Below are 11,978 nucleotides of genomic sequence, written 5' to 3'. Positions count from 1 at the left end.
ACTTTTTTACTCTTTCGTATTAAATACTAAAGACACTGAGTTAACACAATACCGCTCACCGGTTGTGTTTGGTCCGTCAGGAAATACATGCCCTAAATGACTATCGCAACTTGCACAGCGAATTTCAGTACGCTGCATACCATGTGAAACATCTTCAATATATCGGACTGCTTCCTTATTCACAGGCGCATCAAAACTTGGCCAACCGCAGCCAGAGTCGTATTTGTTGTCAGATACAAATAAAGGGGCTTCACAGCATGTGCAGCTATAAAGGCCAGTTTCACGGTTATGCAGCAATGTTCCCGAAAAAGGAGCCTCGGTCCCCTTTTCTCTACAAATATGATATTGATCGTCGGTTAATTGTTCTCGCCAATAAGCATTTGTTTTATTAGTCATTTTAAAACCTATTTTCATCCATTTCAGCACTAACTGACATTTAGGCTTGCCAATTATCACAACTGTAGCACATACTTTCTGCTCTGAAGATTTGTTTACATGCCTAAGACAATTTTTGTTCTTAGGTACCATATTGAAAGTTAATAACTATAACGCCGGATATTTGAACAAATAGCGTTCAAATTAACAACGTTGTAGTAAGAATGTAAAAAAATACGGACTTTTTTTTGACCTTAAGCAATTTAAGTTCGTTTTTTACTTGCAGGCTCACTAAGGATTCTGTAATTTTACCACCAGTTATCTTTCATAATAAATTAAGTCGTGGAGCTACTGTAATGACTATCAAAGTTGGTATTAACGGTTTTGGCCGTATTGGACGTTTTGTTTTCCGTGCATCTGTAGAGCGTAATGACATCGAAGTTGTTGGTATCAACGACCTTATCGATGTTGAATACATGGCATACATGCTTAAGTATGACTCAACTCACGGTCGTTTCAACGGTACTGTTGAAGTTGTTGACGGTAACCTAGTAGTAAACGGTAACACTGTACGTGTAACTGCTGAGCGTAACCCTGAAGATCTTAAGTGGGACGAAATCGGTGTAGACGTTGTTGCTGAAGCAACTGGTCTTTTCCTAGACGACACAACTGCTCGTAAGCACATCACTGCTGGCGCGAAGAAAGTAGTTCTAACTGGTCCTTCTAAAGACGCAACTCCAATGTTCGTAATGGGTGTTAACCACGCTACTTACGCTGGTCAAGACATCGTTTCTAACGCTTCTTGTACTACTAACTGTCTAGCACCTGTTGCTAAAGTTCTTAACGACAAGTTCGGTATCGAATCTGGTCTTATGACAACAGTTCACGCTACTACAGCAACTCAAAAAACTGTAGATGGTCCTTCAGCTAAAGACTGGCGTGGCGGTCGTGGTGCTTCTCAGAACATCATCCCATCTTCAACTGGTGCTGCTAAAGCTGTAGGCGTTGTTCTTCCTGAACTAAACGGCCTTCTAACTGGTATGGCTTTCCGCGTACCAACTGCAAACGTTTCTGTTGTTGACCTTACAGTTAACCTAAAAACTGCTGCTACTTACGAAGCAATCTGTGCTGCTATGAAAGAAGCATCTGAAGGCGAACTTAAAGGTGTTCTTGGTTACACTGAAGACGCTGTTGTTTCTCAAGATTTCATCGGTGAAGTTCAGACTTCAGTATTCGATGCTAAAGCTGGTGTTGCGCTAACTGACAAATTCGTTAAAGTTGTATCTTGGTACGACAACGAAATCGGTTACTCAAACAAAGTTCTTGATCTAGTTGCTCACATCTCTAAGTAATTATTACTTAGTAAAGTGATAAAAAGGTAGCGATTAGCTACCTTTTTTTATATCTGTAATACACACAACAATTGATATTTGCACCGCCATACTCATTGAACCCCACCCCTTTAGTATTACAACTGACAACACAACACTATAAATAGATCACTTTTAGTATCATTGAACCGCCACAGAGTCAGGTTTACATCCGCTCCCATTGTTGAGATTTTACAAATTTAACAAATAAGTTTTCATAAATGATGATATTTTTAAAAGAAAAATAAGTATTTATTCAACTATCTTTTCTACCCGAAATTTTGATTAAATAGCTGAATAAACATTTAAATCATAGTTAAGTAAGGAATAGTCGATGGATTTACGTAAGCTTTCAACGATTAATGCACTTTCAGATGCTGTTACCATTTGTGAATTTCAGGGCGTGAAAATAGTTCGCGTTATTCATAATACTGCCGAAGCGGGTATATCTCTTCATGGTGGACACCTAATTTGGTTCAAACCAGCAGGTGAGCAAGATGTAATATGGCTTAGCGAAAAAGCGGAGTTTGACACAACTAAAGCCATTCGTGGAGGTATTCCTGTCTGCTGGCCTTGGTTTGGAAAAGCAGCAACACCGTCTCATGGTTTTGCACGAAACAGTCAATGGACACTCAAAGAACACCGTGAAAATAGCAATGGCGTGATTATTTCGCTGATGTTAGAAGACTCTGAATCAACACGTGAAATGTGGCCACATAAATTCAAAAATGAACTGATTTTTGAAATTGGTACAGAACTTAAAGTCCACTTAACATCAACCAATGTCGATGATCATAGCTGGTCATATGGTGGAGCCTTACACACTTACTTTACTGTTGCAGATATCAACACTGTTGACATTACTGGTATGGGTAAAAATTTCAGCGATAGCACAAAAGGCGGTAAAGCCGCAGAAGGTAACGACACACTCGTATTTACTCAAGAAGTTGATCGCGTTTATACCTCTCCACAAGAAATCATCGAGATTAATGATAAAAATAATCAACGCAAAATTGCAGTTAAAAACCAAGGGCATAACGCAGCGGTTATTTGGAATCCTTGGCAAGACTTATCAATCAGCATGAGTGACATGGCTGATAATAGTTTTGAAACCATGGTGTGTGTTGAATCAACGATCCATGGCAAAGGTATTGAGCTTGCACCAGGTCAATCCCACACTCTAAGCACACTGATTTCTGTGAAGAAGTAAGTCAACTATCATTACTTACTTTTGATAAGCTTAATGTTCAGTATTTCAAGCCGCATAACTGTGCGGCTTATTGCTACCTGCATGCTAGAAACAATGATCATTAAGCCATCATATGCGATGTCGCTTCAATGAGTACCCAACCGTTACCATCTGGATCCGTGAACGTAGCAAAACGACCACCAATAAGTGACACAATCTCAGACAAACTAACCCCCCGGTCCGCTAATTCATTATAAGTTGATGTTATATCATCAGTTTGAACCACCAGTCCTTGTACAGAGCCCGCTTTCATTCCAGCAAATGGCACCACTAAACTAATGGTTGTTTCCGCCCCTTTAGGTGCGAGTTGAATCCAGCGTTTCTTATTATTTGCATGATGATCACGTACTAATTCAAAGCCCAACGCATCACGATAAAATAACAATGCCTGACTCTGATTAGAAACAGGAATTGATACTGTATCAACACGTGAAATACCCATAAATCAAAATCCCCTATCTATGCTTTTTATTGTTCTACATCTCAAGCTTAAAACAGGGTTGTTGATTTCGCTCAAAAAATAAGCATCAACAAAGAGAAATATAGCCAATTCAACGTGTTTTTTTATTCACTATCAAAAATAGACAAATAAATTCATTCGCATAGCACAAAAAAATACATAAATAGGTAAAAGTACATTTCTTATCATTATACGAACAGCCTTTAAAACGCAGTAATACTCCATAAAATAGACGTCAAAAATTTAATTCAATTATAGAATAACGATAAGAAAGCATATAAAACCAAGATATATTAATTAAATAATTTTAACGACTATTGATAGAACGAATACTGAATATCAGCAAATTTCAGTTACATTTTACTAACAATCTCGCTTGCATCTCCCGTTTTTTAAGAGGATAGTGAGATTGTGAACAAGAAATATACAAGCTAGCGAAATGAAAGAAAAAAGGAAATTTATTTAAAAACCAACAACTCAGTGCAGCATTTTGATCAGTTAGGTCTAGTCTTAGATATGAGGGATGTGAAAGTTTTTTGTTTTCGTCCTTTCTAATTGATTAAAGAACGATTCAGGGGGCATACCATGAGTATTTTTGACCATTATCGTCAACGCTATGAAGAAGCCAAGGATGAAGAGCTTTCGTTGCAAGAATTCCTTGAGATCTGCCGTAATGACCGTAGTTCATATGTGAACGCAGCAGAACGTCTGCTTATGGCCATCGGTGAACCAAAAATGATCGATACCGCTCAAGATCCATGCTTGAGCAGACTTTTCTCTAACCGTGTGATTTCACGCTACGAAACATTCGAAGATTTCTATGGCATGGAAGATGCGATAGAACAAATTGTTTCCTACTTAAAGCATGCAGCACAGGGCCTAGAAGAGCGTAAACAAATCTTGTATTTACTTGGCCCAGTAGGTGGCGGTAAATCATCATTAGCAGAAAAGCTAAAAAGCTTAATGCAAAAAGTACCAATCTATATTTTAACGGCAAACGGTGAACGTAGCCCCGTTAATGACCACCCTTTCTGCTTATTCGACAAAAATGAAGATAGCGATATTCTAAATAAAGAATACGGCATTCCGGATCGTTATCTAAATAGTATTATGTCTCCTTGGGCTGCAAAACGTTTGCATGAATTTGGCGGTGACATCACCAAATTTAAAGTTATCAAGGTACGTCCATCTATTCTAGATCAAGTCGGTATTGCTAAAACTGAGCCTGGTGATGAAAACAACCAAGATATCTCAGCCTTAGTGGGTAAAGTCGATATTCGCCAACTTGAGCACTTCTCACAAGATGATCCTGATGCATATAGTTATTCAGGTGCCTTGTGTAAAGCTAACCAAGGGATGATGGAATTTGTAGAGATGTTTAAAGCGCCACTAAAAGTGCTGCACCCTCTACTAACAGCCACACAGGAAGGTAACTACAACGGTACTGAAGGTTTATCAGCATTGCCGTTTGACGGTATCATTCTGGCTCACTCAAATGAATCTGAGTGGCAAACATTCCGAAATAATAAAAATAACGAAGCCTTCCTCGACCGTGTTTACATCGTGAAAGTGCCTTATTGTTTACGTGTTTCGGAAGAAATCCGAATTTACAAAAAACTACTGCAAAACAGTGAGCTATCTTCAGCACCATGCTCACCTAGCACGCTAGAAATCCTTGCTCGATTCACCGCACTTTCTCGCTTGAAAGAGCCTGAAAATTCAAGCATCTACTCGAAAATGCGTGTCTATGACGGCGAAACATTAAAAGATACCGATCCTAAAGCAAAATCGTACCAAGAATACCGTGATTACGCGGGTGTAGACGAAGGAATGAACGGTCTATCGACTCGTTTTGCCTTTAAGATCCTATCCCGAGTATTTAACTTCGATCACTCCGAAGTTGCAGCGAACCCTGTTCATCTATTCTACGTACTTGAACAACAAATTGAGCGTGAACAATTCCCGCAAGATCTGTCTGAAAAATACCTTGAATTTTTGAAAGGTTATTTGATTCCGAAATATGTTGAGTTTATTGGAAAAGAAATCCAAACCGCATATCTCGAGTCTTACTCTGAGTACGGTCAGAATATCTTTGATCGCTACGTGAGTTACGCTGATTTTTGGATTCAAGATCAAGAGTACCGCGACCCAGATACAGGGCAACTATTTGACCGTTCAGCATTGAATAATGAATTGGAAAAAATTGAAAAACCTGCTGGGATCAGTAATCCAAAAGATTTCCGAAATGAGATTGTGAACTTCGTACTTCGTGCACGAGCTAACAATGCAGGAACAAATCCAAATTGGACCAGCTATGAAAAACTGCGCACTGTAATTGAGAAGAAGATGTTCTCGAATACGGAAGAACTGCTTCCTGTTATTTCCTTCAATGCCAAAACATCAACAGATGAACAAAAGAAACATGATGATTTTGTCGCGCGAATGATGGAAAAAGGTTACACCCGCAAACAAGTACGTTTGTTATCTGAATGGTATCTACGCGTACGTAAATCTTCATAAATACAGAAGATGAATACGCGGTAGGATAAATAAACAGGGGGGAGAGCTTATGGCGCATTTTATAGACCGCAGGCTCAATGGTAAAAATAAAAGCACGGTGAATCGTCAGCGCTTTTTACGCCGCCATAAATCGCAAATTAAAGAATCAATTGCGGATGCGGTCAATAAGCGCTCTATCACCGATGTTGAGAGCGGGGAAGATATTACTATCCCTTCTCGCGATATCAGAGAGCCAAGCTTTCATCAAGGCCGTGGTGGACAACGTAATGTTGTTCATCCAGGCAACGACCAATTTAGCCCCGGCGATCGTATTGAACGCCCCCCTAGTGGGGGTGGGCAAGGTGGCGCAGGTGAAGGTCAAGCTAGCCAAGATGGTGAAGGAGAGGATGAATTCGTCTTTCAAATATCGAAAGATGAATACCTTGATTTACTGTTTGAAGATTTGGAATTACCAAACCTTCAAAAGAACCAACTCAATAAAATTGTTGAATGGAAGACGTTCCGTTCTGGTTATAAATCTGCCGGTGTACCGTCGAATATTGCCATAGTACGATCATTACAAAATTCGTTGGCACGTCGAACAGCAATGACGGCAGGTAAACGCAGACAACTACGTGAATTTGAACAAGCCCTAGACTTGTTACAGACCACAGAGCCTGCACAACCATTTGAAGAAAAGAAAATTCTAGAAGAAATAGAGGCACTGCAAAAGAAAATAAGCAGCGTGCCGTTTATTGATACCTTTGACTTACGCTACAAAAACTATGAGCGTCGTCCTCAGCCAAGTAGCCAAGCAGTTATGTTCTGCTTAATGGATGTCTCTGGTTCGATGGATCAAGCTACAAAAGACATCGCGAAACGCTTCTACATTTTGTTGTATTTGTTTTTAAATCGGACCTACAAAAATGTAGATGTGGTCTTTATTCGCCACCATACACAAGCTAAAGAAGTCGATGAACACGAGTTTTTCTACTCACAAGAAACTGGGGGAACAATTGTATCCAGCGCCTTACGTATGATGAATGACATCATTAAAAAGCGTTACTCCCCGGCTGAATGGAACATCTATGCAGCTCAATCATCTGATGGTGATAACTGGGCTGATGACTCGCCAGGCTGTCGTGAATTACTTAATAAAGAGATTCTACCAGTAACCCGTTATTACTCTTATATCGAGATTACTCGACGAGCACATCAAACACTCTGGAGAGAATACGAAGCACTGCAAGGAACTCACGCTAACTTTGCGATGCAAAACATAAGGACTGTGGATGACATTTTCCCTGTATTCAGGGAGCTATTTAAAAAACAGGTCAGCTAGTGGCTAACAGAGTTAACACGTGTTGATGATTAGTTTTTGATGTCAATAAGCGCTTTTGGGGAGTGTGATATGGTTACAACCACAAAGACAAAAACACTCAGTGATGGTCCAGATTGGACTTTTGACCTACTTGATCAGTATCACGTAGAGATCAAACGTATTGCTGATCATTATCAGTTAGATGCCTATCCTAATCAGATAGAGATCATCACTGCTGAACAAATGATGGATGCTTACTCTAGTATTGGCATGCCAATTAATTACCATCATTGGTCATTCGGTAAACGTTTTATTGAAACAGAACGTGGGTACAAGCATGGTCAAATGGGTCTGGCTTATGAAATAGTTATTAACTCAGACCCTTGTATTTCTTACCTAATGGAAGAAAACACCATCACTATGCAGGCATTAGTAATGGCGCACGCATGTTATGGTCATAACTCTTTCTTCAAAGGTAACTATTTATTTCAAACATGGACAGATGCAAGTTCGATCATTGATTATCTTTTATTTGCCCGTAAATACATTACAGAATGTGAAGAAAGGTATGGTGTCGATGATGTCGAAAGGCTACTTGATTCTTGCCATGCATTAATGAACTACGGTGTAGATCGCTATAAGCGACCACAAAAAATATCGTTAGTGGAAGAAACTGCCCGCCAAAAAGCACGTGAAGATTATTTGCAAACTCAAGTGAATTCACTATGGCGCACAATTCCGGTTAATGAAGAAAAAGAAAGCCATTCAGAAGAGGTTCGTTTCCCTTCTGAACCTCAAGAAAACATTCTTTATTTCTTCGAAAAACACGCCCCCTTGCTAGAGCCTTGGCAAAGAGAAATCGTTCGAATTGTACGTAAAGTTAGCCAGTATTTCTACCCGCAAAAACAAACTCAAGTAATGAACGAAGGTTGGGCGACTTTTTGGCACTATACTATCATGAACCACCTCTACGACGATGGTTTAGTCACTGATCGTTTCATTATGGAGTTCCTTCACAGTCACACCAATGTCGTGGCACAGCCTGAATATAATAGTCCTTACTACAGTGGTATTAATCCTTATGCCCTTGGTTTTGCTATGTTCCAAGATATTCGACGTATGTGTGAAAATCCAACGGAAGAAGATAAACAGTGGTTCCCTGATATTGCCGGTAAGGATTGGTTGGAAACCGTACATTTTGCGATGAGAAACTTTAAAGATGAAAGCTTTATTAGCCAATATCTTTCGCCGAAGTTAATGCGTGATTTTAAACTCTTTGCCGTCAATGATGATGACAGGCACAACTATGTGGAAGTCGATGCGATTCATAATGAAGAAGGCTATCGTGCTATTCGTGAAAAGTTATCCTCTCAGTACAACCTCAGTAATAATGAGCCCAACATTCAAGTTTGGAATGTGGCACTTAGGGGTGATCGTTCATTAACTCTTCGTTATGTACCACATAATCGTGTACCACTCGCAGATAGCTATAATGAGGTAATTAAGCATTTACACCGTATTTGGGGGTTTGACGTAACGCTTGAAGAAGAGATGCCTGATGGAAGGACACAAATCCTGGCAACTTGCCCTATTCAAAATCAGTATAACACTGAAATATAAAGCCTATTTTATGTTACAAAATGTGTGAACAGCTACATAAGAAAAACAATATAAAAAGCCGAAGGTAATATTACCTTCGGCTTTTTATATATCATACATTAAAGAACAGTTACTGTTCTTCTTCGTATAAGTAACGTGCAATTTCGATACGGTTACTGTACCAAATCGCACCACTTTCACGACCATATTTCTTTAAACGATCGGCAACATGTTCCGGTTGATTATTATCACAGTAAGACTGCATTTCACGATAGAAATCTAGTGCTAACTGGCATGCTTCTGAACTCATGAAATAATAACCACCCACACGGGTGTAAATTTTACGCAGCCCATTAATCGTCAATACATACAACTTGTTACCTGATTTGCCCGCTAAACCTTGGAACAAACGATAATCATAATAGTTAAATGCACGAGCACGACAAATTGCTTCACACAATTCAGGATCCGTTTTGCCATATTTATCAACAATTTTCTTAACTTGCTGCATAAGTGGCAGTTTGTCATCGCTGTTTTCTACGAACTCAGCAAAGCTATTTGCATTCAACAGCTCTTCACATGATTGAATAACATGCTCAATCAATTCGCTAGATTCTTTACCGTTACCCTTCACAGCATAGCGCATGAACACGCTGCTGATATCAGTACGAGCAGCTAATAGATCTTCAAGTACACTCTGAACATCTTGACCGTCTAACGTAATCAAAGTGTCTAAAATGCTAAGACCTGAAGTCTCCATATAATTATTCACGCGTGTTGGCTTACCATGTTGGATAGTCAACCATCCATCACGAGCTAACCGCTGTAATACTTCACGTAATGTTGTGCGAGTTACGCCAATCAGTTCTGATAATTCACGTTCAGCTGGAAGAATAGAACCCTGAGGAAAGTGACCATTCCAGATACTCTCAATGATATATTTCTCAGCAAACGTTGCTGGACTGTCAGCCTTTATAACCATTTAAATACTATCCAATTTGCTTCTTGTTTATATTTTATTCACTCATCATACCACCAGTTCAAGAATAGGCGAAATTACGAAAGTAGAACAGAGACATATTCAGGTCTAGATGTTAAGTAAAGTTGATTCTGCGCAACATTTACTTACAACTTTAACTGTAAATTGCATAGCATGCTTTCTAGCACATTAATATTCTCATTTTGAGATGAAAGCTGAGTAATTTATGTAACATCAGCTTACATAACTTGACTGATTCAGATCTAACTGTACAGTTAGCATCGAATTAATACTGGGAGCTGAATGGACGCTGCTGCCTACTTTAAGTTAAACACCATCTAATTTATCCAACCAGATATGATGTTTAGCTTAGAGGTCTTAATTGATACAAAGGCCGCGCCCAGCTCATTTATTAACATGTACATTTATAAGAGACCCCAAAGATGGCTATTTCGCTAGGGAACGCGTTTATTAAGAACTTTTTAGGTAAAGCGCCTGATTGGTATAAAATTGCAATAATTTCCTTTCTTATCATCAATCCCTTTGTTTTCTTTTTAGTTGACCCTTTTGTTGCTGGCTGGCTGTTAGTTGTCGAATTTATATTCACATTAGCAATGGCACTAAAATGTTACCCTCTCCAACCTGGCGGGTTATTAGCAATTGAAGCTGTTGCGATTGGTATGACTAGTCCTGCTCAAGTTAAGCATGAGTTGGTTGCGAATATTGAAGTGTTACTACTACTGATCTTCATGGTTGCTGGTATTTACTTTATGAAGCAGCTATTGCTTTATATCTTTACTAAAATACTGATTGGCATTCGCTCTAAGATTTTACTGTCATTATCATTTTGTTTAATGGCTGCATTTCTTTCCGCTTTCCTTGATGCTCTAACGGTTATCGCTGTTGTTATCAGCGTTACTGTCGGCTTCTATAGCATTTATCACAAAGTAGCATCGGGGCAAGATCCTAATACTTCTCATGATCACACCACAGATACTCACGTGCGTGAAGTGAGCCGAGATGATCTAGAAAATTACCGCTCATTCTTACGTAGTCTACTTATGCACGCCGGTATCGGCACGGCATTAGGTGGCGTAATGACAATGGTTGGTGAGCCTCAAAATCTGATTATTGCCGATCAAGCAGGTTGGTTATTTGGTGAGTTTATTCTTCGCATGTCACCAGTGACTGTTCCTGTTTTCATGTGTGGGTTATTGACCTGCGCTTTAGTTGAAAAATTCCAAATTTGCGGTTACGGAACACTTTTGCCTGAAAACGTACGTAGAATTTTGGTCGATTATGATAACGAAGAACGCAAAAGCCGTACAAATATCGATTACGCTAAATTAACAGCGCAAGCAGTGATCGCTGTATGGTTAATTGTCGGCCTAGCCATGCACTTAGCAGCAGTAGGCTTGATTGGTTTGACTGTTATAATCTTTGCTACATCGTTTACAGGTGTTACTGAAGAGCATGCTTTAGGTAAGGCATTTGAAGAAGCATTACCGTTTACCGCATTATTAGCCGTTTTCTTCTCAATTGTTGCTGTAATCATTGATCAACAGTTATTTACACCCATTATTTCTTGGGTGCTGACGCTTAACGGTAATGCACAGATGACGATGTTCTATATCGCCAATGGTTTACTTTCTATGGTGTCGGATAATGTCTTTGTTGGTACGGTTTACATTAATGAAGTCAAAGCAGCCTTAGTCAATGGCGCGATTACTCGTGATCAATTTGACATGTTAGCTGTAGCTATTAACACGGGAACAAACCTACCGTCAGTGGCAACACCAAATGGTCAGGCCGCATTCTTGTTCGTATTAACCTCGGCTCTTGCTCCTTTAATCCGCCTTTCGTATGGTCGTATGGTATATATGGCATTGCCTTATACTATTGTACTTGCACTGGTTGGCTTAGCAGGTATCGAGTTTATGCTTCTGCCAATGACAGAGTGGTTCTACGACATGGGCTGGCTGGTTCATAATACGGGTGAAGTCATGTCTACAATTGCACCTGCTGGACATTAATTGAATTTTTGTCAATTATAAGTGTCCGATAGAAATGTAAAAGCCCTGATTAGTCAGGGCTTTATTTTATACTTTTGACTTCAATCAGCTTAG

At 39.5% G+C, this 11,978-nt stretch carries 9 protein-coding genes; 6 read left to right on the top strand and 3 right to left on the bottom strand.

Annotation, left to right across the window (positions count from 1 at the left end):
* Positions 1-6: 6 nt before the first annotated feature.
* On the bottom strand, positions 7-396 hold the full coding sequence (msrB, locus tag C9J48_RS18250; protein WP_242610866.1) for a peptide-methionine (R)-S-oxide reductase MsrB: 390 nt from the start codon (positions 394-396) through the stop codon (positions 7-9).
* Between the two features lie 335 nt (positions 397-731).
* On the opposite strand from msrB, the gene gap reads away from it, so the two are divergent.
* On the top strand, positions 732-1,727 hold the full coding sequence (gap, locus tag C9J48_RS18245; RefSeq protein WP_006233021.1) for a type I glyceraldehyde-3-phosphate dehydrogenase: 996 nt from the start codon (positions 732-734) through the stop codon (positions 1,725-1,727).
* 352 nt (positions 1,728-2,079) lie between these two features.
* Positions 2,080-2,955: a D-hexose-6-phosphate mutarotase gene (locus C9J48_RS18240; protein ID WP_006233020.1), complete on the top strand. Its 876-nt coding sequence runs from the start codon at positions 2,080-2,082 to the stop codon at positions 2,953-2,955.
* A gap of 100 nt (positions 2,956-3,055) precedes the next feature.
* On the opposite strand, the gene C9J48_RS18235 is transcribed toward C9J48_RS18240, so the two are convergent.
* Positions 3,056-3,436, bottom strand: coding sequence for a VOC family protein (locus tag C9J48_RS18235; protein ID WP_006233019.1), 381 nt, complete (start codon positions 3,434-3,436; stop codon positions 3,056-3,058).
* A 603-nt stretch (positions 3,437-4,039) separates the two neighbouring features.
* On the opposite strand from C9J48_RS18235, the gene C9J48_RS18230 reads away from it, so the two are divergent.
* From C9J48_RS18230 to C9J48_RS18220, 3 genes are all read left to right on the top strand, one after another.
* Positions 4,040-5,974, top strand: coding sequence for a PrkA family serine protein kinase (locus C9J48_RS18230; protein WP_006233017.1), 1,935 nt, complete (start codon positions 4,040-4,042; stop codon positions 5,972-5,974).
* 49 nt (positions 5,975-6,023) lie between these two features.
* On the top strand, positions 6,024-7,295 hold the full coding sequence (locus C9J48_RS18225; RefSeq protein WP_006233016.1) for a YeaH/YhbH family protein: 1,272 nt from the start codon (positions 6,024-6,026) through the stop codon (positions 7,293-7,295).
* 69 nt (positions 7,296-7,364) lie between these two features.
* On the top strand, positions 7,365-8,894 hold the full coding sequence (locus C9J48_RS18220; RefSeq protein WP_006233015.1) for a SpoVR family protein: 1,530 nt from the start codon (positions 7,365-7,367) through the stop codon (positions 8,892-8,894).
* A 109-nt stretch (positions 8,895-9,003) separates the two neighbouring features.
* On the opposite strand, the gene fadR is transcribed toward C9J48_RS18220, so the two are convergent.
* Positions 9,004-9,855 (bottom strand): fatty acid metabolism transcriptional regulator FadR, encoded by an 852-nt coding sequence (gene fadR, locus C9J48_RS18215; protein ID WP_006233014.1) that lies wholly within the window; start codon positions 9,853-9,855, stop codon positions 9,004-9,006.
* 440 nt (positions 9,856-10,295) lie between these two features.
* On the opposite strand from fadR, the gene nhaB reads away from it, so the two are divergent.
* On the top strand, positions 10,296-11,885 hold the full coding sequence (gene nhaB / locus C9J48_RS18210) for a Na(+)/H(+) antiporter NhaB (protein ID WP_006233013.1): 1,590 nt from the start codon (positions 10,296-10,298) through the stop codon (positions 11,883-11,885).
* Positions 11,886-11,978 lie beyond the last annotated feature (93 nt).

Source organism: Photobacterium profundum, assembly GCF_003026285.1.
In the GTDB taxonomy this organism is placed as follows: Bacteria; Pseudomonadota; Gammaproteobacteria; order Enterobacterales; family Vibrionaceae; genus Photobacterium; species Photobacterium profundum.
Note: the sequence above shows the minus strand (reverse complement) of the source record. Positions and strands in the feature narration are given on the sequence as shown.

What these genes read in the sequence shown, in the direction of transcription:
- C9J48_RS18235 (WP_006233019.1), bottom strand. Translation starts at nt 3,436, where the DNA reads ATGGGTATTTCACGTGTTGATACAGTATCAATTCCTGTTTCTAATCAG.
- msrB (WP_242610866.1), bottom strand. Translation starts at nt 396, where the DNA reads ATGACTAATAAAACAAATGCTTATTGGCGAGAACAATTAACCGACGAT.
- gap (WP_006233021.1), top strand. Translation starts at nt 732, where the DNA reads ATGACTATCAAAGTTGGTATTAACGGTTTTGGCCGTATTGGACGTTTT.
- C9J48_RS18230 (WP_006233017.1), top strand. Translation starts at nt 4,040, where the DNA reads ATGAGTATTTTTGACCATTATCGTCAACGCTATGAAGAAGCCAAGGAT.
- C9J48_RS18240 (WP_006233020.1), top strand. Translation starts at nt 2,080, where the DNA reads ATGGATTTACGTAAGCTTTCAACGATTAATGCACTTTCAGATGCTGTT.
- C9J48_RS18225 (WP_006233016.1), top strand. Translation starts at nt 6,024, where the DNA reads ATGGCGCATTTTATAGACCGCAGGCTCAATGGTAAAAATAAAAGCACG.
- fadR (WP_006233014.1), bottom strand. Translation starts at nt 9,855, where the DNA reads ATGGTTATAAAGGCTGACAGTCCAGCAACGTTTGCTGAGAAATATATC.
- nhaB (WP_006233013.1), top strand. Translation starts at nt 10,296, where the DNA reads ATGGCTATTTCGCTAGGGAACGCGTTTATTAAGAACTTTTTAGGTAAA.
- C9J48_RS18220 (WP_006233015.1), top strand. Translation starts at nt 7,365, where the DNA reads ATGGTTACAACCACAAAGACAAAAACACTCAGTGATGGTCCAGATTGG.